Below are 20,287 nucleotides of genomic sequence, written 5' to 3'. Positions count from 1 at the left end.
GGCAATGGTTCCCGACCAAGGCATAGCCGGCTTCGTCCAGACGGAATCGGCACCCGCCAAGATCAATCTGGCATTGCATGTCGTCGGCCAACGCGCCGACGGCTACCACCTCCTCGACATGCTCGTGACCTTCACCCGGTTCGGCGATCGCATCGGGATCGCATCTGGCGATGTCGACCAGTTCACCGTCTCAGGCCGCTTTGCGCAGCAGCTCGATGCAAGCGGCGCGGCGGAGGACAATCTCGTGCTAAGGGCGCGCGATCTTCTCCGGGCCGCGCTGCGACGCAACGGTGTTTCGACCGGTCCCGCCCACCTGCATCTGGAAAAGAACCTGCCGGTCGCCTCCGGTATCGGTGGCGGCTCGGCGGACGCGGCCGCTACTCTGCGCGGGCTCTTGCGGCACTGGCAAGCCTCACTCCCTGCAAACGAACTGAACGATCTTGGACTGCAACTGGGCGCGGACGTGCCGATGTGCCTTGCCGGGCGGCCATTGATCGCCCGCGGTATCGGCGAAGAGATCACCCAGCTCGAAGAGCTGCCCGCTTTCCCGATCGTGCTCGTCAATCCCCTCGTCGGCGTTTCGACACCGGACATCTTCCGGCGCCTTGCTACCAAGGATAACCCGTCGCTCGGTTTGCGCGGGGCTGTCACCGGCAGGTCAGGATGGCTTGCAGCGTTAGAAGGGATGCGCAACGATCTCGAGGATCCGGCGCGGACTGTTTGCCCGCAGATCGATGCGGCAAGAGCGGAACTGGCCCGTACCGATGCCCAACTGGTGCGCATGTCCGGTTCAGGCGCCACCTGCTTCGGCCTCTACGAGACCATCGACGCGGCGCAGCGGGCAGCCGAAGCGCTGAAAAAGTCGCGCCCGGACTGGTTCATTGTCGCGACCGAAAGCTATGAGGGAAGGGATCACCATGGCACGGCTTGACGAGACGAGACCCTTCATTCCCCTCTCGATCGCCGTGCTGACCGTGTCGGACACGCGCACGCTTGCGGACGATCGCTCCGGCGACACACTGGTCGAGCGACTGGAGAAGGCCGGCCACCGGCTCGGGGCGCGTGCGATCGTACCCGACGACAAGGCGGCCATCCGTGCCCAGGTCGAGGCGTGGACGAAGGACGACGGCATCGATGTCATCATCACCACCGGCGGAACCGGGTTCACCGGCCGCGACGTGACACCCGAAGCGCTCGAACCGCTGTTCGAAAAGAAGATGGACGGTTTTTCGGAGGTGTTCCACCGGATCTCCTACGACAAGATCGGCACCTCCACCATCCAGTCCCGCGCCACGGGCGGCGTGGCGAACGCGACCTTCATCTTCGTGCTGCCCGGCTCGCCCGGCGCCTGCCGCGACGCCTGGGACGGCATCCTCGCGGCGCAGCTGGACTACCGTCACATGCCCTGCAATTTCGTCGAGATCATGCCGCGGCTGGATGAACACCTGAAGCGGAAGTAGGCGGCCTTCCTCCGCCTGCGTCAAGCGTCGGCCGCATCGCGCATGGCGCGCACCGCCCAGGCTGGCACGAGTTCCGCAACCAACCGGCGCCCCGCCACGCCGCTGGCAATCTGATCCAGCCGCATACCCGGCCGGACCAGCGCGCTGGCCTGGCCCTTGGGAACCAGCAGTCCTTGTTCGAGCGGTGCTCGCCCCCGCAGGAGCCGCTTGTGGAGCCGCCGGCGGTGGTTGCGCGAACCGGCAAAGCGGGCTGGTGCCTTATTCAGCGAGACATATTCGGCCACGGCTTCAACCCAGCCATTCAACGGGCGAGCGCCCGGCTCGAGCAGCAGCAGCCACTCGCCCCGGGCCGAGCGCACGACATCCTGCGTGTCCCAGTCCGTCAGAAAGCTGCAACCGGCTGCATCGGCCACTTTGGACGAGCCGTCAGACGAGCCATGGTCGAGTATGATGACATCCTTGACCAACCCTTCGACCGCCCCGGCAACAAGGGCTGCCAGCGTGTGCGCCAGCTCGGGTTCGTTGTCTTGGCATTCGATGATTACCGTCAGCATACCCAGACCAATATCGCATTGTTGCATGCAACGCCACGGGGACGCTAGCACCGCCCTGGTTGAAAGGCGACGCCCCATCAACCGCGCACGCACCCAGATTTGTTCTTGCAATGTTCTCTTTCCACTGTTAGGAATAAAGTCATTGAGAGAGACACGATTCCCTCGACGGAGAACCTCGATGACCGAACTGCAAATCCTCAGGGAGGGCGCGCTTGCGCCAGCCAATACGGTCGATATTGCCGATGCATTGATGGCGCAGACAGGCCTGCGCGTCGATGTGGACCGGCGTCGCGGACGCGGGGCCGGGCTCAACTTTTCCGGCCGTTTCGAACCACGGACGCGCGAGAGCTTTGATGACGGCTGGCAATCGCTGGAGGATCTTCCACCCTTCAAGACTGACGTTCAGGTGGAGAAGCCGCGTAGTATCATCACGCGAAACGACTCTCCGGACATTCCCTTCGATCGTTCGGTCAATCCCTATCGCGGCTGCGAGCACGGCTGCATCTACTGCTTTGCCCGCCCTTCGCATGCCTTCATGGGGCTTTCCGCCGGGCTGGACTTCGAAGCGAAGCTTTTTGCCAAGCCGGATGCGCCGCGACTGCTGGAACGAGAACTGTCCAAGCCCGGCTATCGCCCCCGGGCGATAGCAATCGGGACCAATACGGACCCTTACCAGCCGATCGAGAAAGAATGGCGCGTCATGCGCCAGATCCTCGAAGTGCTGGAAGCAGCCGACCATCCGGTCTCCATCGTCACCAAGTCCGCCCTTATCATGCGCGATCTCGACATCCTCTCACGCATGGCTACAAAAGGGCTCGCCTGGGTCGGCTTGTCGGTCACGACGCTCGACCGCAAGCTGGCCCGCAGCATGGAGCCGCGCGCTGCGACGCCCGCGCGGCGGCTGGAGGCGATGCGCACATTGTCGGAGGCCGGCATTCCGGTCAGTGTCATGGTGGCGCCGATCATTCCCGGCCTGAACGATCATGAGATCGAGCGCATCCTCGACTCCGGCAAGACCGCCGGCGCCCAGGAAGCAAGTTATGTGCTCCTGCGCCTGCCGCTCGAGGTCAGCCCGCTATTTAGGGACTGGCTGCTGCGCGAGTATCCGGATCGTTATCGCCACGTCATGTCGCTCGTCCGCTCGATGCGGGGTGGCAAGGACTATGACGCCGAGTTCGGCAAAAGGATGAAGGGCGCCGGTCCCTATGCCTGGCAGATTGCGCGGCGCTTCGAACTGGCGACGAAGAGGCTCAAGCTGAACCGGATCCGCCGTAGCCTTTCGACTGATCTGTTCACACCGCCTTCGGGCAGCGGCGTACAGCTTTCGCTTCTGTAGCAGGAAGGCGGTGCATTCAGCGTCCTTCAAAGGTTTTACGAGGGCGAAGGGCTTGGAAGCGTTCCGTTGCGCGCCGTGGTTTCTAAGCGGCTGTGTGGGTGCAGACATCATCTGACGCTTCACATTGGTCGCCTGCGGGTGACTGATGGACCCTACGGCGGGGTGTCAGCGAGTGAAGGTGCCGCCAGTGATCGCATCCGGCGTGGCGTGTGAGACATGCCGGTCCTTTGCCGGCCTCGATTCGACATTGCCCGTCCCCGCAATGTCGATATTCCCTCGGCGCCGCCTCGCCGGGGGACTTGCAGGGAATCGGTCGGTCGTGCGAGGGTCGCCGCATGCCACGCCGCGCGACCACCGATTCCCCCCTCCTCTTCGACCTTCCCGAAGGCCCGGACTTCCTGATGGAACTGGCCGCCCGCAAGGCCGGTCAGTGGCCGGTTGCCGGTGCCGATGAAGCCGGGCGCGGTCCGCTCGCAGGCCCCGTTGTGGCGGCGGCCGTCATCCTCGACCCGGAAAGAATTCCGGACGGCCTTCATGATTCCAAGCAACTGACTGCCGCAAAGCGCACCATCCTCTTTGAGGCGATCCTCAAGACCGCGACCGTTGCGGTCGCTTCCAGCAGCGCCCGGCGCATCGACACGACCGATATCCGCAAGGCCAGCCTCGATGCCATGCGGCGAGCGGTCAGCGCCCTTCCCATCCGGCCTGGCCTCGTGCTCACCGACGGGCTGGACGTCCCGCCTGGTCTATGTTGCGACGGCCGGGCGGTCGTAAAGGGGGACGCACGTGTGCTTTCGATCGCAGCGGCCTCGATCGTTGCCAAGGTGGTTCGGGACCGAATGATGACCTGCGCGGAAACGACCTTTCCCGACTATGGCTTTTCCGCGCACGCCGGCTATGCCACCGAACGCCATCGCGACGCGATCGGCCAGTTCGGTCCATGCGCACTGCATCGAATGAGCTTTCGGCCGCTTCGCGCCGGTGAGGTTGACTGAGCCCCCCTGCGCAGAAGGCCGTTTCTGCGCTCCATCGGATCTCGGCATCAATACCGGGCCACAGATATTGGCGGTTTCGATAAATCGGGCGGAGACGGCCCGGCGCATTTCTGATGCGTTGTCAACAACGGTGCAGACGTCACCGGCTTCCGCCCCCCGCCCTGCCAAAGCGATCACCCTGCCGACACGATGCGAACCCGCACCGCGAAACGGCGACGACGCTGGACACCGCGATGGAGCGCGCCAAACTCCACCCAAGAAAAAAGGCCGGATCGCTCCGGCCTTTTCAAACTACGTTTATTGCAATCCGAACGTCAGTTCAGGCGAGCCTTCACTTCCGAGACGGCCTTGTCGAACAGCGACTTGCTGGTGGCAGCGTCGGCCTTGCTCGAAAGCACGTTCTCGGCTGCGCTGATGGCGAGATCGACGGCAGTGGAACGAACGGCGTTGATCGCGTCGACTTCGGCCTGCTTGATCTTCTGCTCCGACAGCGCCGTGCGACGGGCGACGTATTCTTCGGTCTTCTGCTTGGCTTCGGCGGTCAGCGCCTCGGCCTCGCGCTGGGCAGTCGCCACGATGGCGGCAGCCTCGGCCTCGGCTTCCTTGCGCTTGCGCTGGTATTCGGCCAGCAGGCTCTGGGCCTCCTCACGCAGGCGCTTGGCCTCCGCGAGCTCGTTCGAGATCTTCTCAGCCCGCTGGTCGAGGGACTTGCCCATCATGCCAGGAACCTTGAGGTACACGATCAGCGCCAGGAAAAGGACAAGACCGACGAAGGCGTAGAAAGTTGCATCAAATGCCATGATCCGCTTCCTTACTTCGCTGCCGCCGATTTCACCGCAGCCGCGATTTCGGTCTTGGTGGTCTTTCCGCCGATCAGCTGTTCGATGACAGCCGCAGCAGTTTCTTCGGCGATCGCGCCGACGTCGGCGAGTGCCTTTTCCTTGATCCCGGCAATGCGGGTCTCGGCGGCGGCAATCTTGCCGTTGAGGCTTTCTTCGATCTTTTGGCGCTCGGCGTCAGCCTTGGCCTTGGCAGCGTCACGTGCTTCCGAAGCAATGGCGTGGCCCTTTGAACGGGCGTCGGCCAATTCCTGCTCATAGGTCGCAATCGCGCTGTCCGCCTCGTTTTTCAGGCGGGCTGCCTCGTCGAGGTCCTGCGCAATGCGGTCGTGGCGCGTCTCGAGGATCGAACCAACACGCGGCACGATGACCTTGGACATGATCAGATAGAAGACGCCGAAGGTGATCGCCAGCCACAGGAGCTGGGAGGGAAACGTAGAGGCGTCGAACGGCGGGAAGACACCGCTTCCAGGCTCTTCGCCGTGCGCGACGCCTGTCTCTGTGTGCAGGTCGCCCGCAGGAGCGGCAGCGCCGTGGGCATCGGTTGCCGGAGCAGCCTGATGTGCGTCGCCTGCCGGAGCCGTTTGCGTCGTGGTCTCGGCCTGAGCGATCGTGATTGGGGTGGACTCGGCCTTGGCCGCGGTCGCAGACATGCTCACCTCCAGGTGCACTCAAATAGTAAGCGGACCACGGCCCGGAAGGAGCCGTGGTCCGGTCTTCGAGCCGTTATTAGACGGCGAAGAGCAGCAGCAGAGCGACGAGCAGCGAGAAGATGCCCAGAGCTTCCGTAACGGCGAAGCCGAATACGAGGCGGCCGAACTGGCCGTCAGCAGCAGACGGATTGCGCAGAGCGCCGGCGAGGTAGTTGCCGAAGATGTTGCCGAGGCCGAGGGCCGTGCCGGCCATACCAAAGCATGCGAGACCTGCGCCGATGAACTTTGCTGCTTCCGCTTCCATGATGAACTCCTTCGAATGGGTTGTTGCGGCTTAGATAGCGCTTCCGGCGGAAAGACCGGCCGGAAGCAAACGACTGTTATTCCTTAGTGGCTTCCCGGATGCACAGCGTCGTTGAGGTACATGCACGTCAGTACCGCGAAGACATAGGCCTGGAGAAAGCAGACGAGGAATTCAAGACCGGTGATTGCGACGGTCATGATGAGCGGCAGGATCGCACCACCGATGCCGAGCGCACCGAGCGCGCTCAACGACGTAACGAAGCCTGCGAAAACCTTCAGCGTGATGTGGCCGGCCAGCATGTTTGCGAACAGACGAACCGAGAGGCTGATGGGACGGGAAAGGAACGAGATGATTTCGATCGCGACGACCAGCGGCAGAAGAATACCCGGCACGCCATGTGGCACAAACAGCTTCAGGAAGCCGAATCCATGCTTGTAGAAGCCGTAGAGAATGACCGTGCCGATGACAAAGATCGCGAGCGCGAAAGTCACGATGATCTGGCTGGTGACAGTGAAGAAATAGGGCACCATGCCGAGCAGGTTCGCCGTCAGGATGAACATGAACAGCGAGAAGACCATCGGGAAGAACTTCATGCCATGGCTGCCAGCACCTTCGCGCAGCATCGAGGCGATGAACTCATAGGACATTTCCGAGACGGACTGCATGCGGCTCGGAATGATGCCGCGTTGCGACGTCGTCATGTAGAGGAAGCCCGCAGCGACAGCGGCGGAGGCGACCATGAACAGCGACGAATTGGTGAAGGAGAAATCGATTCCGCCAATTTCGATCGGAACGATCTTGTTGACCAGAAACTGATGGGTCGGATCGTTGGACACCGCTAATCTCTCTCTCTTGCCGCCCGCCGGACGGTTATCCTCTTAAGGCCGGACAGCGCTTACGCGCCATCCTTGTTCGTCTTGTCTCCAGCATCTCTGCCGGCCATCCTGTCGACAGGATGGGGCGAAGCCACCAAACCCGCCGACCGCATTACGTTCAGCACACCCGCGCAGAAACCGAGCAACAGGAGCACGATCATGCCCCACGGCGCAGTCCCGGCGAAACGGTCCATCAGGTACCCCAGAAGCGCACCTACGATGACCGCGGCGACGAACTCGCTCGAGAGCTTCATCGCAACCGCGTAGCCCTTGCGACTTTCGGCCGCCTTTTCCTCGGCGGCATCGCCTGCGCTGTCATCGGCGCGCCTTTTCGCGAGTTCCGCGTCAAGGCGCTGCATGCGTTCTTCCAGACTTTCCCTGCGGCCGCCTTTCATGGCGCTTCCTTCCGTTTCCGCGACGCTGGATGCGCCCTATTGCGGACATATTCACGGTTAGGCTTTAAGCCAGCTTCAGGCCCGTTTGAAGTCGGGCGCAACATAGTTTTAGGGGCTTGCATAGTCAAGGCGGGGCGAAGCTTTGACTAACGTGATTTTTAATCAACAAAATCAATCAATTAAGGAATGAACGGCGATTCCGGTCGGTCTGAAACCATGGAATCGCCGGGAGAACGCGCACTTGCCGCGCCCAGCCACATGCCAGACTCAGATCCAGCCTCCGCCATAGGTGCGGTAGAAGATGTGCTTTCCGATCTTGGCGACCTGTTTCATTGTCGGCCCCCAGTTCGGCTTCACATAGGTGGCGTGGTAGTGGGTGGACGAGCCGATTTCCGGCAGCCAGATCTTGCCGGCGGTAACCGCCATCGCCACTTCCTTGGCCGTCTTCCAGTGCCAGGGCGCAAGGACAAGGTCCGGGATGCGGTCGCAGGTGAAGGAGAACTGGCAGCCGGTACGCAGTTTTTCGCCCTGGTAGACCACATTGCAGACCGTGTTCGGATAGGCCGGGTTGCGGGCACGGTTGAGGATGACCTGCGCGACGGCCGCCTGGCCCTTCAACGATTCTCCGCGCGCTTCGAAATAGATGCCCTCGGCCAGGCATTTCTGTTCGGCTGCAGAAAAGACGGTGGCGGGAAGCACGGTGGCGGCCCAGTCGTGATCCTCTGCCGAAATCTCGGGTACAAAGCGGCCTTCGCCCTGATCCCTCTTCGTCAGGATCGAATCGAACGGCGAGACGCGGGCATAGTCCGTCTCGGGCGGAGCATAGGCCGTCGCAAGAATGTCGGCGCCATCATTGGTAACCAGATCCGCCAGAATGGCCGGCACACCAGGATCCTTCAGAACCGGCTTTTTCCGGTAGAAGGCCGTGGCGATCTCGATTTCCTTGCCCTTTATCTTCGCGGAGGCAAAGTGCATGCGCTCGGCGCTGTAAAATCCGGGCTGCAACAGGGAAGCCTGACGGTCGAGCACGGATCCGGCGGTAAAGGCCTTTGGCGGCGCCACGGGCGTGACGGCAACGATGCGCCCTTTCTTCTGCCCGCGGGTGACACGATCCTCGTCCGGCACGCCCCCCTCACTCTTGCGAGCATCGATGAGGGACGCCTCTGCGCCGCCAGGCAGCGTGAAGCCTGCGCCGTCGGCAAGCGCCCCTGTCGTGATCGGATCGTTGAAGGCGATATCGACCGCGTGGACGGAACCTGCCGGTGAACGGGTCATGACGACATTCTGGCCGGAGCCCTTTCGGTTCAGCCCTGAGATGAAGGTCGCTAGATCCGAATGGCCGACATCGACTGGAAGGGCCGCATAGAAAGTGAGCCCGAGGGAGAAGGAAGCAGTCCAGGTGCGGCGCGACAGGGCCTGCTTCATCAAACGAACGCTACGCATACGCACCGACACACTCCGACAACCGACTGGCCGAGCGGGGTCGCGCCCGGCGAACCAGGGTGCTTTCCCTGCTGACGATTACTCTTGCTGAAGCCGCCCCCTCATGAAGCAGGGTCAGTCGGCTCGTTTCATTGACGGAGAATGAAGAATTAACCTTGATGGACGGTTAACGCCGCCGGCCACAGAAGCACATACGTGTGACCCATCCTCGCGAGCATTGGTCCGCGAGGGTGGGGCACAAATCGCACTCGTTCTTCAGATGATGACCTGGGAGCCGAGTTCGACGACGCGGTTGGTCGGCAGGCGGAAGTAGTCGGAAGGATCGACTGCGGCGTTCGCCATGGCGATATACAGACGGTCCTGCCAGTAGGGCATGCCCGAATGGCGGTCAGGCACCAGCTTGCGCCGGCCGAGGTAGAAGGAGGTCGACATGATGTCGAACTTCACGCCAGACTTGCGGAACAGCCCGAGCGCCTGGGAAACGTTCTGCGTCTCCATGAAGCCGAAGCGGACCTGGATACGCGCGAAGCGGTCCGAAAGCCGCTCCATGCTGCAGCGCTCGGCCGGCGGCACCTTCGGGGTATTGGTCGAAGTGATCGTCAAGATGAAGTTCTGCTCGTGCAGCACCCGATTGTGCTTGATGTTGTGCAGCAGAGCAGCAGGCGCCGATTCCGGATCGCTCGTTAGGAAGATTGCCGTCCCCCCGACAGAGACGGGCGCATGCGCGCTCTTCTTCTCGATCGACTTGACGAAGGCTTCCAGCGGCACCTCGATATGGCGTGTCTTTTCGCGCAGCAGCGCCGTTCCGCGTACCCAGGTCCACATGAGGAGCATGCAGCTGGCTGCGATCAGGATCGGCACGTAGCCGCCATCGTGAACCTTGAGCAGATTGGCGCTGAGGAAGACCAGCTCGAGAAGGAGCAGCGGAAGCAGCACCAACGCTGCCGTCATAGGCTTCCAGTTCCAGCGCATACGCAGGAATTCGAAAGCGAGCACCGTCGTCACGACCATGGCGCCCGTGACCGAGATACCGTAAGCGGTCGCCAGCCCCTCGGAAGAACCGAACAGGAAGACAAGGAGCATGACGCCGAACAGCAGGATGGCGTTGACCGCCGGCAGGTAGATCTGCCCCGTCTGGGTCGCGGAGGTATGGAAGATTTCCATGCGCGGCAGGAAGCCGAGGTGAATCGCCTGACGGGTGATCGAGAAGGCGCCGGTGATGACGGCCTGGCTGGCGATGATCGTTGCTGCCGTCGCGAGGATGACCGCGGGAAGCAGTGCCCATTTCGGGAACAACATGAAGAAGGGGTTCTCGATCGCTTCGGGATGCTTCAGGACAAGGGCGCCCTGCCCTAGATAGTTCAGCGTCAGGGCGGGAAAGACCAGGCAGAACCATGCCCACTGGATCGGCTTACGCCCGAAATGGCCGAGGTCGGCGTACAGAGCTTCCGCTCCGGTCACGGTCAGGAAGACCGCGCCGAGCACGACGAAACCGAGGTATCCGTCGTGATAGAGGAATGTGGCGGCGTAGACCGGATTGAAGGCTGCTAGGATGCTGAGATCATCCCCAAGATGCGCAGCACCTGCAACCGCCATTACGATGAACCAGAGTGCTGTGATCGGGCCGAAGAACTTGGCGACGGCATCCGTCCCCCAGGATTGCACCGCAAACAACATGACGAGGATAACGACCGAGATCGGCACGACATAGTCCGAAAGGTCGGGAGTGACGAGCTTCAGACCTTCGACAGCGGAGAGCACCGAGAGTGCCGGCGTTATCATGGCGTCACCGATGAAGAGCGCAGCGCCGGCAAGCCCCATAAAAAAGAGAACGGCCTTGTGTCCGTTCGCTGTTTTCCTCAGCAGTGCTAGAAGCGACAGCGTGCCACCTTCACCCTGGTTGTCGGCACGCAGCAGGAAGAGCACATATTTCAACGTCACGATGATCGTCAGCGTCCAGATCACCAGCGAGATCAACCCCACGACTTCTTCCCATGTGACACCGTCATGGGAGATCGGGCGAAGTGCCTCGCGAAAGGCATAGAGCGGGCTGGTGCCGATATCGCCATAAACAACCCCGACCGAGCCGAGTGCGAGAAGAAACAGAGTGCGCGCCCGGCTATGGCCAGCGGCTGCGTGTGCTTCGGTATGCGACATGGTATCGAACAGGCCCTAGAGCCAGCCTTTCCAGCGAAAGAAGAAGAACGGTATCACTGCCGATACGACCATTGCGCCAAGCGACAGCGGATAGGCATATTGCGCGTGCAGCTCCGGCATGAACTCGAAATTCATGCCATAGATCGAGGCGATCAGCGTCGGCGGCAGCAGCACGACCGAAGCAATGGAGAAGATCTTGATGATCTGATTCTGCTCCAGATTGATCAGTCCGAGCGAGGCGTCAAGCAGGAACGAGATGTTGCTTGAAATGAAGTTCGCGTGTTCTGACAGTGACTGGATGTCACGGGAAACGGTGCGGCACAGCTCCCGGCTCTCCCGGTCTGTCTGAAGCATCGGCGCGGCATATAGGAACGTCAACAACCGTGAAAGCGACATCAGGCTGTCTCGCGTCTTTGCCACAAGCCGATGTAGTGCGGAGATTGCGACCAGCCGATCTTCGAGATAGTGCGGCGGCCTTCGTTTGAGATGCCGCTTGTCGCCAAAAACCTCCAGCGACAGCGTGTCCGCCTTCGCTACCGAGGTTTCAAGGATCTCGGCAGTCCGGTCGACAATCGTTTCCATCAGCCGCACGATCATTGCCGTTCCTGATCGGCATTCCCCTGCAATTCGCGACATAGCCGCCTTGAAGAGCTCAAAGGAACGGGGTTCGGCGTAGCGGATCGTCAACAGAAAGCGATCGGTCAAGATGAAGGCGACATCGGTCAGCTCCGGCTGATCGCTCTCGGCCTTCCAGACGAGTGATGCCGTCATGTAGATCGTGCCATTCTCGGTGTAGAGCCTGCTCGAAGGCTCGATGTCCTTCAACTCGTCACGCGTGGGCACATCGATGCGCAGCAGCCTTTCGACCAGCGCGTCCTCATCATGCGTCGGCGAAAGGAGATCCACCCAGACGACATCATCAGGAATCGAAACGGAATCCGTCAGCGCTTCGGGCGCAAGAATCCGTGCGTCCCCGTTGGAACGATAGATCGTTATCACCTGCGGGGGGCTCCGAGGAAGACCAAACGCGCACCTTTGCCCTATCTGACACCTTGCTCACGAAGGCAGGGCGGATGCGCATATTGCGCAGGCGGGGCCCAAAATCAAGCCCAGCCCCATTTCCGCCACGTTTGGGAACGCCCGCCTCAGTCGAAAACGATACTTGGGGCTGTGCGTGCGCCGGCTGTCTGCTGCGCCTTCAGGCCCTCCCAGACGCGAGCTGCGATCTCGCGATAAGTATTCGCCGCAGCCCCTCCCGGATTGGAAACGACCACCGGGGTACCCGCATCGGACGTCTCGCGGATGTCCATCGTCAGCGGAACCTCGCCGAGGAAGGGAACGCCGATCTTCTCGGCTTCCCTGCGTGCGCCGCCGTGTCCAAAGATGTCATAGCGGTTGCCGGTGTCGGGCGCGATGAAATAGCTCATGTTCTCGACAATTCCGAGCACCGGAACTTCGACTTTCTTGAACATGGTCAATCCCTTGCGGGCGTCGATAAGGGCCAAGTCCTGCGGTGTGGAGACGATGACGGCACCTGCAAGCGGCACTTGCTGCGCCATCGTCAGTTGGGCATCGCCGGTCCCCGGCGGCATATCGACAACCAGCACGTCGAGGTCGCCCCATGCCACCTCGCGCAGCATCTGCATCAGCGCCGACTGGACCATCGGGCCGCGCCAGATCATCGCCACATCCTCGTCGACGAGGAAGCCCATGGACATGACCTTGATGCCGTAGTTCTCCATCGGCTTGATGATGCGGTTTTCGATCTGTTGTGGCCGGCCAGAGATCTTCAGGAGACGCGGCATTGATGGCCCGTAGATGTCGGCATCGAGAATGCCCACGCGGAGGCCGTTCGCTTTGAGTGCCAGCGCAAGATTGACCGAAGTGGTCGATTTGCCGACACCGCCTTTGCCTGACGCAACGGCGATGATGGCGCCTACGCCGGGGACACCCGTCTTGGCTTGCTGCGGCGCTTGGCCGGGGGCGCGTTGGGCATGGCCCGCGTGCGCCTGGGGCGCCGGCCGCGACACGGGCGCCGATCCCGAGCCTGCCTTCTTGTCGGCGGTCAGTGCCACCATCGCGGCCTTCACCCCGGGGATGTCCCGCACGACGCGCTCAGCAGCAGCGCGCATGGGATCAAGCTCCTTCGCCCGCTCTGCCGGAACCGTAATCGAGAAATAGACCTTGCCATCGGAGACAAAGACGTCGGAGACCAGGCCGAGGTCGACGATATTGCCGTCCATGTCCGGTCCACGAACCGATTTGAGCTTTTCAAGTACCAGGTCTTTCGAAACGTCTGCCATGCAAGCCTCGCCAGTATTCGTTAGCGCTTTGATAGCGCATTCACGGCTGGACGGGAACGGCAATCAGCGTGATGGACCGGCGCAGGCCGTCCGGTGCGGCAAGATGACCGCCTTCGCTGGCTGCTTCGCGACTACAACTGCGGCACCTCAGCTAATGAGACCTCGGCGAATGGCCTTCACCACGGCCTGGGTGCGGTTTACCGCCTCGAGCTTGCGCGTCACCTGGTTGAGATAGTGATTGACCGTGTGCTCGGACAGACCGAGAATTTCGGCGATTTCTATGCTTGTCTTGCCCGCCGCCGTCCAACTCAGGCACTCGATCTCCCGCTCGGTCAGCACGACTTGCCCGGTCTTCCAGACGGCCCCAATCTCGGCGAGGCGGTTGAACACCTGTATCGAGATCATCTGTAGCAGTAGCCGGTCTTCAAAGCTCAGCGTGCGTTTCTCTCCGCACCAGACAACGGCGCCCCGGTTTCCAAGCGCGTCATGAACCGGGAAAATGTGGCCAACGAGCATGCCATGGTGTTGCATGAGCTTGGCAAGATCGCTCAGGTCCATATCCTGGGACGCTTCGCCGATCCATTTCGCCATGTCGAAGGAAAATGGGACCGTTGTAACGCGCAGCTTTCGAATGCCGGGACTGCGCCGCACCATATGGAGCGCATCGTATTTGGCAATGACTTCCGCCGGCCAGTTGCTGACGATGGAGTGGGCCGAGAGCTTCTCCGCCTCGAAACCAGGAAGCGAGATGACGATGAAGTGCTTCAGGAAAAAGGTTTCGCCAGTTCGTCGCAGGAAACGCACGACATCGAACTGGGTCTCAAGGCCTGCAATTTCGGCACTGGCGTCATGACCGTTTCGTTCGCCGCGACCCGTCTCGTCCGCTGTCATGTCGATCCGCATCCATGCACTCCGTAATTCACAGGCTTGAGCCTGCGGCATCCACGACCGTCATGCGCCCAAAATGCGATCAATTCAAAAGCCCAGCCCGGATCGCCTTGGCAACTGCCTGGACGCGGTTGACTGCATCCAGTTTGCGCGTTGCGCGGTTCAGGTAGTGATTGACGGTGTACTCTGACAAACCCAGAATCTCGGAAATCTCGACGCTTGTCTTGCCGGCGGACGCCCAGGACAGGCATTCGACTTCGCGGCGGGACAGCGACACATTCGAGCGACCGCCGACCCGGAACTCAAGGACCTTGTTGAAAGCGAGATTGGCGATGGCGTTGAGTTCGGCCATTTCCATGTGCGTTAGAACGGTCCTGTTGCCGCCAAAGGCAAGGGCGCCGCGCTGCCCCAGAGGATTGTGGGCCGGAAAATAGGCCCCGCGCGGGAGGCCATACTGGCCAAACAAGCTGATGGCGATCTGCGCCTTGCCGTCATGCCGGATGCTGTTGGTGCTGATCGTATCGTAGGTGAACGGATTGGTACTGTCGCGCAGGTGCTGTATCACCGGACTTCCGAGGATCAGTTCCGCCTGATCATAACCCTTCAGCATGTCGTCGGGCCAGGTCGTCATCAGGACGTAGGGAGAGATCTCGGTCGAGGTATTGGTAGGTACGTTGATCAGCAAATAACTAGAAAGGCCGTAGGCCCTCGTCACATCAGCGAGCAGCGTCGATACTTCGCGTTCCGATCCGACCTCGGCAAAGCTGCGCGCCCATTGCGGAGGCGTCCTTGATGCGATCGTTAGCAGCTGTTCGGTCATACCGTATCTTCCTGCAGCAAACCGTCGCGTGCCAAGTTCGACATCGCATATCGGTCCTGCATCCTCCCCACTCCCACCAACAAGTCTGGCCCCCCTCGTCCCTCGTCAGGTACGGCATGCACCCAGAAATGTTCGCTCGGGCGAAGAAGCTAACCATCCCCCCCATGCGCGTCCAGCGCATTTCGCTAATTTACCGTAAAATGGTTTCGCATTTGAACCTGCACCGGGAGCGCGCATCTCTTAACGATGCGGTCCGAGGCGGGCTGCGATTTCTTCCATGATCGTTGCTGCGGTCTTGCGGACCAGCGGCGCCCAGGTCTCCAAGACCTCCTCGCCGACGCGGTATGCAGGCCCAGTGACCGAGACTCCGCCAACAAAAGTCTGTGCCGAATCGGCAATCGCCGCAGCGACACAGCGAATTCCAGGTTCATGCTCTTCCCGGTCGAAGGCATATCCAACTTCGCGAATCACCGCGAGTTCCGCCCCCAATGCTTCGCAGGTGGTGATCGTGTGCGGCGTGAAGCGCTGAAAAGACACGGCACGCAAAAGGTCGCGCAAACGCGCCTCCGGCAGCACGGAAAGCGCCGCCTTGCCGACGCCGGTGCAGTAGGCAGGCGAAGCCTTACCGATCTGCGAGGTCATGCGCACCGCCTGCTTGCTTTCGACCTTGTCGAGATAGATGATCTCCGCTCCCTTCAGGACACCAAGATGGACGGTTTCTCCGGTCAATTCATGCAACGTCTGCAAATGCGGCGCTGCCAACCGGCGCAGGTCGCTGCGCATCCAGGCGTTGGAGGCGAGTTTTAGGAGACGAAGACCGGGCTCGTAGCAATGGTCCGCCTTCAGGTCGAGCAGCCCCTCTTCGACCAGATGGCTCAACTGGCGGTGCAGCGTACCGCGCGGTTGCCCGACACGCTCGAGTATTTCGGTGAAGCGCAGGGGTCGATCCGCCAGCGCCACAAGCTCGAGAACGGCGATCGCCTTGCCAAGTGTCCCTGTGTTCGAGACAGGCAAGTCTGTTTCGCTCTGTCCAGCCATGCTCCCTCCGATCGCTTGACAAGTTTTTGGTGGCAAACATAATTCCATATATTCAAACTATGTTCCATATATTGGAACCCAATTTGAGCATCTATTACTCCGAGCCGGCAGGAGGCCGTCATGTCCGTGAGCGCCGTCTTCTATCCGGAGCTACGTGATCGCAGTGTGCTGATCTCTGGGGGTGGCTCCGGCATCGGTGCGGCGCTGGTCGAAGCGTTTGCGCGCCAGGGCGCCCGAGTCGCCTTCGTCGACATTGCAGAAGCGGAAAGCGCGGCGCTCATTGATCGCCTTGCGGCAGAAGTGCCCCACAGGCCGCTGTTCCTCAAGGCGGACATTCGCGACATCCAGGCCTACCGGGAGGCGATCGCAGCCGCCATCGCGGCGATCGGGCCCGTTCGCGTGCTCGTCAACAACGCTGCCCGGGACGACAGGCACGAGCTTGGGGAGATCACGCCGGAATATTGGGACGAGAACCAGGCGGTCAATCTGCGCCACGTCTTCTTCGCCATTCAGGCCGTGGCACCGGCGATGCGTGAGGCTGGCGGCGGGTCGATCATCAATTTCTCGTCCATTGCCTATATGCTAAACATGGGCGACTTGACTGCCTATGCGACTGCCAAGGCCGGCATCATCGGCCTGACCAAATCGCTGGCCGGCAAGCTCGGACCAGACAATATCCGCGTCAACGCGATCCTACCTGGCATGGTGCTGACCGAGCGGCAGCTGCGGCTGTGGATCGACGATGCAGCGATCGCAGCGATGCTGAAGGAACAGTGCCTGAAGCGTCCGCTCACACCCGAAGACATCGTCGGCCCCTGCCTGTTCCTCGCGTCCGACGCCTCGGGCGCAATGACCGCACAATCCATGATCATCGATGGAGGAGTATTCTGATGGTAAAACCAGCCTATGTCGCAGTCGACTGGGGCACCTCCAGCTTCCGGCTCTGGCTGATTGGCGATGACGGCGCTGTCCTAGCGGAACGCCGTAGCGGCGAGGGCATGACGACAGCGGCCTCGATCGGGTTCGGCAGTGTGCTGGCAAGCCATATCGAGGCGCTGTCTGCGCCCGCGGGCTTGCCGGTGATCGTCTGCGGCATGGCCGGCGCCCGACAGGGATGGGTCGAGGCGGGCTACATCGATGTTCCGGCTGCCCTTTCCAGCATCCCGTTTGCTGCCGTGCGCGTTCCCGGCACCGCCGCCGACATCCGCATCCTGCCGGGACTAGCGCAGCGCGACAGGGCGCATCCCGACGTCATGCGCGGAGAGGAAACGCAACTCCTTGGCGCGCTTGCCGAACTTTCGGACGGGCACAGCCTTGTCTGCATGCCGGGCACTCATAGCAAATGGGTGCATGTCTCGGACGGCTTCGTGACCCGCTTCTCCACCTTCATGACCGGAGAGCTTTTCGATGCGATCGCAAAGCACACAATCCTCAGCCACTCGATCGGCGATGCCGGCGCCATCGACGGCAACGATGGCGCCTTCCGGCAGGCGGTCACCGAGGTCGTACGCAACCCGTCGGCTGCGACCAACCTTCTGTTTGGCGCCCGCTCGGGAGCCCTTCTGCACGGCCTTTCCCCGGCGGACGCAAAAGCCCTGATCTCCGGCACGCTGATCGGCCTTGAAATCGCAGGTGCGCTGGATGCTGCGGAGCCTGACGCGCCTGTAACGCTCGTATCCTCAGGGCCGCTGGGCGCACTCTACGAAAGCGCACTGGACTCAGCCGGGGTTGAGCCGACGATCGTCGACGCGGATGCGGCCGTGCGCGCCGGCCTTGCCGTAGCAGCACACGCCCTCTGGGCCGTCTGAACGCTTTACTCCTCAAGGAAGTCCTGCACATGAACCGCATTCCCTTTCCGCCCATGACATATCCGCTGATCGCCATCCTGCGCGGCCTGAAGCCAGCCGAGACCGAAGGGGTCGTCGGCGCCCTGATCGACGCGGGCTTCACCGCGATCGAAATTCCGCTCAACTCACCCGACCCCTTCCGCTCGATCGAGATCGCCGCGAAGATGGCACCAAAGAACTGCCTGATCGGTGCTGGGACCGTGCTGACAACGGACCAGGTCGAACAGCTGGACGCCGTCGGCGGTCGCCTGATGGTGAGCCCGAATGTCGAGCCTGCCGTGATTTCGCTGGCTGGAGCCAAGGGGATGGTAACGATGCCCGGCGTCTTCACGCCCACCGAGGCGCTGGCTGCGGCGCGTGCCGGTGCGACTGGCCTCAAGTTCTTTCCGGCGAGCGTGCTTGGGCCTTCCGGCATAAACGCGATCCGTGCCGTTCTGCCTCCCGATCTGGAAATCGCGGCGGTGGGCGGCGTTTCGGAGGAGAATTTTGCCGCCTATGCGAAAATCGGCATCAGGAGCTTCGGCCTCGGATCGAGCCTCTACAAACCGGGCATGACTGCAGCAGATGTCACTGCGCGCGCCCGCGCGACGATCAAAGCCTACGACCGCGTCTACGGAGTGTGATGATGACGGATATCGTACCCTTTACCGGCAAGACACTGTGCCAGGTCAACAGCGAGCTCGGCGAGGGACCGAGCTATGATCCCGCAACCGATACCGCCTGGTGGTTCGACATCACGGGCCGCAAGTTGCACGAACTGCACCTGTCGTCCTCAACGAAGCGGGTACACGACCTTCCCTTCATGGGCAGCGTCATCGCAGTGATCGATCCGGCACGCCAGCTGATCGCCTCCGACGAGGGCCTGTTCGTGCGCGACACGAATTCGGGAAAGCTCGAGCACCTCGTCACGATCGAGGACAAGCCCGGCAACCGTTCCAACGATGGCCGCGTGCATCAGTGCGGGGCGCTCTGGATCGGGACAATGGGGTGCCGTGCCGAGAAAGACGCTGGAGCCATCTACCACGTCGCGGGCAGCAAGGTGACGCGCCTCTATTCCAATATCTCCATTCCGAACAGCATCTGCTTTTCGCCGGACGGTGCAACCGCCTATTTCACCGATACCACCGTCAACAAGCTGATGCGCGTCGAGGTCGATCCCGGAACCGGCCTGCCAACCGGTTCGCCCGAAGTGCTCAGTGAGCCGAAGGGCCACCCCGGCGGCCTGGACGGTTCGGTCTGCGATGCGGATGGACTGATCTGGAACGCTCGCTGGGGGGCGGCAACGGTCGACGTCTACCGTCCGGACGGAACCAAGGTCCAGCGCTACGCCACACCCGCGACGCAGGCGAGTTGCCCTGCCTTCATTGGAGCCAAGGCCGACCGGTTGCTTGTCACCTCCGCCTGGCAAGGGATGGACGAGAAGGCGCAGGCGGCGGATCCGGACGCCGGCCGCACGTTCGAACTCGGCATTACAGTGAAGGGACGATTCGAGCCAGCCTTCCGGCTCTAATTTGCCGCGACTCCAAACTGCGCTGCAGCTTCGGATTGCCATCCGAAGCTGTTTTCCTTTGAGAAACGGCTTCAAGTGTTCTCGATTTTTATGGGAACCAATCGCGAATGCGCGAGTTTTGCAAACATCAGCGGGCGCGTAGTGACAGCCAGAAATATCCGCGCCCTGATGAAGATGCAGAAGAAAGGCAGGTTTACCATGACCAACAAGCTTCTCACTTCCGTGGCCGCTAGCGCGCTCTTCCTTGGTGCTGCCGTTGCGCCCGCGGTATATGCGCAGGACACCACCCAGCCGCAGACCAACCAGACGATGGAACAGCCGCCGGTCATGCCTGACGCCAGCGCTGACCAGACCAAGCCGATGGACGACACGGCAGCGCAGACCGGCTCCACTGCCCCGGAAATGGATACGGCAGAAGCCGGTACCTATCTGACCGAACAGGCGGCCGACCAGATCAGCGCCAACACCTATATAGGACAGCCGGTCTACAATGCCGCTGACAAAAGCATCGGTTCGATCAACGATCTGATCATGAAAAAGGATGGCGGGATCACCGCTGCCGTGATCGGTGTTGGCGGCTTCCTGGGGATAGGCGAAAAATGGGTCGCCGTGCCGTTTGAGAATATCGCCGTGACCCAGATGCCGGACAGCGGCGATGTCAAGCTGACCACCACTGAGACGGCCGAAAGCCTGCAGGCAGCGCCCGAATTCAAGACGCTGACGCAGAAGGTTGCCGAGCGCGCCACTGTCGATACGACCACAACGGGTTCGACGACAGGCACGACACCGGCACCTGTAACCCCTGCTCCGGCTCCGACGACGGAACCCGCAAAGTAGGCGGGACAACAGGAGCGACCGACGCCCGGCCAC

22 protein-coding genes are annotated in these 20,287 nt (G+C 61.7%); 9 read left to right on the top strand and 13 right to left on the bottom strand.

Annotated elements, in window-relative coordinates; translation table 11 throughout:
• The first annotated feature begins 4 nt into the window (after nt 1–4).
• Both IB238_RS01140 and moaB read left to right on the top strand, forming a co-directional pair.
• A complete protein-coding gene (locus tag IB238_RS01140; RefSeq protein ID WP_192242620.1) occupies nt 5–931 on the top strand; it encodes a 4-(cytidine 5'-diphospho)-2-C-methyl-D-erythritol kinase in 927 nt (308 codons plus the stop codon).
• On the top strand, nt 918–1,460 hold the full coding sequence (moaB, locus tag IB238_RS01135; protein ID WP_192242618.1) for a molybdenum cofactor biosynthesis protein B: 543 nt from the start codon (nt 918–920) through the stop codon (nt 1,458–1,460). The genes IB238_RS01140 and moaB overlap by 14 nt, the downstream gene beginning before the upstream one ends.
• 20 nt (nt 1,461–1,480) lie before the next feature.
• Here moaB and IB238_RS01130 read toward each other — a convergent pair whose 3' ends face one another.
• Nucleotides 1,481–2,014, bottom strand: a complete 534-nt coding sequence (locus IB238_RS01130; RefSeq protein WP_192242615.1) for a glycosyl transferase — start codon at nt 2,012–2,014, stop codon at nt 1,481–1,483.
• A 178-nt stretch (nt 2,015–2,192) separates the two neighbouring features.
• Here IB238_RS01130 and IB238_RS01125 point away from each other — a divergent pair, with 178 nt between their 5' ends.
• Together IB238_RS01125 and IB238_RS01120 are read left to right on the top strand one after the other, a co-directional pair.
• Nucleotides 2,193–3,350: a PA0069 family radical SAM protein gene (locus IB238_RS01125; RefSeq protein ID WP_192242612.1), complete on the top strand. Its 1,158-nt coding sequence runs from the start codon at nt 2,193–2,195 to the stop codon at nt 3,348–3,350.
• A 335-nt stretch (nt 3,351–3,685) separates the two neighbouring features.
• Nucleotides 3,686–4,345, top strand: coding sequence for a ribonuclease HII (locus IB238_RS01120; RefSeq protein ID WP_192242609.1), 660 nt, complete (start codon nt 3,686–3,688; stop codon nt 4,343–4,345).
• 314 nt (nt 4,346–4,659) lie between these two features.
• On the opposite strand, the gene IB238_RS01115 is transcribed toward IB238_RS01120, so the two are convergent.
• The 12 genes from IB238_RS01115 to IB238_RS01060 all read right to left on the bottom strand — a co-directional run bounded on the left by IB238_RS01115 (nt 4,660) and on the right by IB238_RS01060 (nt 16,060).
• Complete coding sequence (locus IB238_RS01115; RefSeq protein WP_192242606.1) at nt 4,660–5,145, bottom strand: F0F1 ATP synthase subunit B; 486 nt, start codon at nt 5,143–5,145, stop codon at nt 4,660–4,662.
• Nucleotides 5,146–5,156: 11 nt separating this feature from the next.
• Complete coding sequence (locus IB238_RS01110; protein WP_192242603.1) at nt 5,157–5,837, bottom strand: F0F1 ATP synthase subunit B; 681 nt, start codon at nt 5,835–5,837, stop codon at nt 5,157–5,159.
• Between the two features lie 76 nt (nt 5,838–5,913).
• Nucleotides 5,914–6,141, bottom strand: a complete 228-nt coding sequence (locus IB238_RS01105; protein WP_192242600.1) for a F0F1 ATP synthase subunit C — start codon at nt 6,139–6,141, stop codon at nt 5,914–5,916.
• Nucleotides 6,142–6,224: 83 nt separating this feature from the next.
• Complete coding sequence (locus IB238_RS01100) at nt 6,225–6,977, bottom strand: F0F1 ATP synthase subunit A (protein WP_192242597.1); 753 nt, start codon at nt 6,975–6,977, stop codon at nt 6,225–6,227.
• 59 nt (nt 6,978–7,036) lie between these two features.
• Nucleotides 7,037–7,411 carry an AtpZ/AtpI family protein gene (locus IB238_RS01095; protein WP_192242595.1) on the bottom strand — a complete coding sequence of 125 codons (375 nt, stop codon included), beginning with the start codon at nt 7,409–7,411 and terminating at the stop codon, nt 7,037–7,039.
• A 267-nt stretch (nt 7,412–7,678) separates the two neighbouring features.
• Nucleotides 7,679–8,860, bottom strand: coding sequence for a cell wall hydrolase (locus IB238_RS01090; protein ID WP_348648181.1), 1,182 nt, complete (start codon nt 8,858–8,860; stop codon nt 7,679–7,681).
• Between the two features lie 249 nt (nt 8,861–9,109).
• A complete protein-coding gene (locus tag IB238_RS01085) occupies nt 9,110–11,011 on the bottom strand; it encodes a potassium transporter Kup (RefSeq protein ID WP_192242593.1) in 1,902 nt (633 codons plus the stop codon).
• Nucleotides 11,012–11,026: 15 nt separating this feature from the next.
• A complete protein-coding gene (locus IB238_RS01080) occupies nt 11,027–12,001 on the bottom strand; it encodes a magnesium transporter CorA family protein (RefSeq protein ID WP_348648239.1) in 975 nt (324 codons plus the stop codon).
• A 155-nt stretch (nt 12,002–12,156) separates the two neighbouring features.
• Nucleotides 12,157–13,314, bottom strand: a complete 1,158-nt coding sequence (gene apbC, locus IB238_RS01075) for an iron-sulfur cluster carrier protein ApbC (RefSeq protein ID WP_192242589.1) — start codon at nt 13,312–13,314, stop codon at nt 12,157–12,159.
• 147 nt (nt 13,315–13,461) lie between these two features.
• Nucleotides 13,462–14,217 (bottom strand): LuxR family transcriptional regulator, encoded by a 756-nt coding sequence (locus tag IB238_RS01070; protein ID WP_192242587.1) that lies wholly within the window; start codon nt 14,215–14,217, stop codon nt 13,462–13,464.
• Nucleotides 14,218–14,284: 67 nt separating this feature from the next.
• A complete protein-coding gene (locus IB238_RS01065) occupies nt 14,285–15,022 on the bottom strand; it encodes a LuxR family transcriptional regulator (protein WP_192242585.1) in 738 nt (245 codons plus the stop codon).
• A gap of 240 nt (nt 15,023–15,262) precedes the next feature.
• Complete coding sequence (locus IB238_RS01060) at nt 15,263–16,060, bottom strand: IclR family transcriptional regulator (RefSeq protein WP_192242582.1); 798 nt, start codon at nt 16,058–16,060, stop codon at nt 15,263–15,265.
• A gap of 120 nt (nt 16,061–16,180) precedes the next feature.
• On the opposite strand from IB238_RS01060, the gene IB238_RS01055 reads away from it, so the two are divergent.
• From IB238_RS01055 to IB238_RS01035, 5 genes are all read left to right on the top strand, one after another.
• Entirely contained in the window at nt 16,181–16,951 is a 771-nt protein-coding gene (locus IB238_RS01055) for an SDR family oxidoreductase (RefSeq protein ID WP_192242580.1), read from the top strand.
• Nucleotides 16,951–17,868, top strand: coding sequence for a 2-dehydro-3-deoxygalactonokinase (locus IB238_RS01050; RefSeq protein ID WP_192242578.1), 918 nt, complete (start codon nt 16,951–16,953; stop codon nt 17,866–17,868). Before IB238_RS01055 ends, IB238_RS01050 begins: the two co-directional genes overlap by 1 nt.
• A 29-nt stretch (nt 17,869–17,897) precedes the next feature.
• Entirely contained in the window at nt 17,898–18,530 is a 633-nt protein-coding gene (locus tag IB238_RS01045; RefSeq protein ID WP_192242576.1) for a 2-dehydro-3-deoxy-6-phosphogalactonate aldolase, read from the top strand.
• A gap of 2 nt (nt 18,531–18,532) precedes the next feature.
• Nucleotides 18,533–19,417, top strand: coding sequence for an SMP-30/gluconolactonase/LRE family protein (locus IB238_RS01040; protein WP_192242573.1), 885 nt, complete (start codon nt 18,533–18,535; stop codon nt 19,415–19,417).
• A gap of 198 nt (nt 19,418–19,615) precedes the next feature.
• The gene (locus IB238_RS01035; RefSeq protein ID WP_192242571.1) at nt 19,616–20,254 is read left to right on the top strand and encodes a PRC-barrel domain-containing protein; all 639 of its coding nucleotides are present in this window, start codon (nt 19,616–19,618) and stop codon (nt 20,252–20,254) included.
• Nucleotides 20,255–20,287 lie beyond the last annotated feature (33 nt).

The sequence above is a fragment of the Rhizobium sp. ARZ01 genome, from assembly GCF_014851675.1.
Taxonomy (GTDB): domain Bacteria; phylum Pseudomonadota; class Alphaproteobacteria; order Rhizobiales; family Rhizobiaceae; genus Mycoplana.
Note: the sequence above shows the minus strand (reverse complement) of the source record. Positions and strands in the feature narration are given on the sequence as shown.

What these genes read in the sequence shown, in the direction of transcription:
- IB238_RS01120 (WP_192242609.1), top strand. Translation starts at nt 3,686, where the DNA reads ATGCCACGCCGCGCGACCACCGATTCCCCCCTCCTCTTCGACCTTCCC.
- IB238_RS01065 (WP_192242585.1), bottom strand. Translation starts at nt 15,022, where the DNA reads ATGACCGAACAGCTGCTAACGATCGCATCAAGGACGCCTCCGCAATGG.
- IB238_RS01060 (WP_192242582.1), bottom strand. Translation starts at nt 16,060, where the DNA reads ATGGCTGGACAGAGCGAAACAGACTTGCCTGTCTCGAACACAGGGACA.
- IB238_RS01095 (WP_192242595.1), bottom strand. Translation starts at nt 7,411, where the DNA reads ATGAAAGGCGGCCGCAGGGAAAGTCTGGAAGAACGCATGCAGCGCCTT.
- IB238_RS01115 (WP_192242606.1), bottom strand. Translation starts at nt 5,145, where the DNA reads ATGGCATTTGATGCAACTTTCTACGCCTTCGTCGGTCTTGTCCTTTTC.
- IB238_RS01140 (WP_192242620.1), top strand. Translation starts at nt 5, where the DNA reads ATGGTTCCCGACCAAGGCATAGCCGGCTTCGTCCAGACGGAATCGGCA.
- IB238_RS01045 (WP_192242576.1), top strand. Translation starts at nt 17,898, where the DNA reads ATGAACCGCATTCCCTTTCCGCCCATGACATATCCGCTGATCGCCATC.
- apbC (WP_192242589.1), bottom strand. Translation starts at nt 13,314, where the DNA reads ATGGCAGACGTTTCGAAAGACCTGGTACTTGAAAAGCTCAAATCGGTT.
- moaB (WP_192242618.1), top strand. Translation starts at nt 918, where the DNA reads ATGGCACGGCTTGACGAGACGAGACCCTTCATTCCCCTCTCGATCGCC.
- IB238_RS01050 (WP_192242578.1), top strand. Translation starts at nt 16,951, where the DNA reads ATGGTAAAACCAGCCTATGTCGCAGTCGACTGGGGCACCTCCAGCTTC.
- IB238_RS01105 (WP_192242600.1), bottom strand. Translation starts at nt 6,141, where the DNA reads ATGGAAGCGGAAGCAGCAAAGTTCATCGGCGCAGGTCTCGCATGCTTT.
- IB238_RS01085 (WP_192242593.1), bottom strand. Translation starts at nt 11,011, where the DNA reads ATGTCGCATACCGAAGCACACGCAGCCGCTGGCCATAGCCGGGCGCGC.
- IB238_RS01125 (WP_192242612.1), top strand. Translation starts at nt 2,193, where the DNA reads ATGACCGAACTGCAAATCCTCAGGGAGGGCGCGCTTGCGCCAGCCAAT.
- IB238_RS01130 (WP_192242615.1), bottom strand. Translation starts at nt 2,014, where the DNA reads ATGCTGACGGTAATCATCGAATGCCAAGACAACGAACCCGAGCTGGCG.
- IB238_RS01035 (WP_192242571.1), top strand. Translation starts at nt 19,616, where the DNA reads ATGACCAACAAGCTTCTCACTTCCGTGGCCGCTAGCGCGCTCTTCCTT.
- IB238_RS01110 (WP_192242603.1), bottom strand. Translation starts at nt 5,837, where the DNA reads ATGTCTGCGACCGCGGCCAAGGCCGAGTCCACCCCAATCACGATCGCT.
- IB238_RS01070 (WP_192242587.1), bottom strand. Translation starts at nt 14,217, where the DNA reads ATGCGGATCGACATGACAGCGGACGAGACGGGTCGCGGCGAACGAAAC.
- IB238_RS01055 (WP_192242580.1), top strand. Translation starts at nt 16,181, where the DNA reads ATGTCCGTGAGCGCCGTCTTCTATCCGGAGCTACGTGATCGCAGTGTG.
- IB238_RS01040 (WP_192242573.1), top strand. Translation starts at nt 18,533, where the DNA reads ATGACGGATATCGTACCCTTTACCGGCAAGACACTGTGCCAGGTCAAC.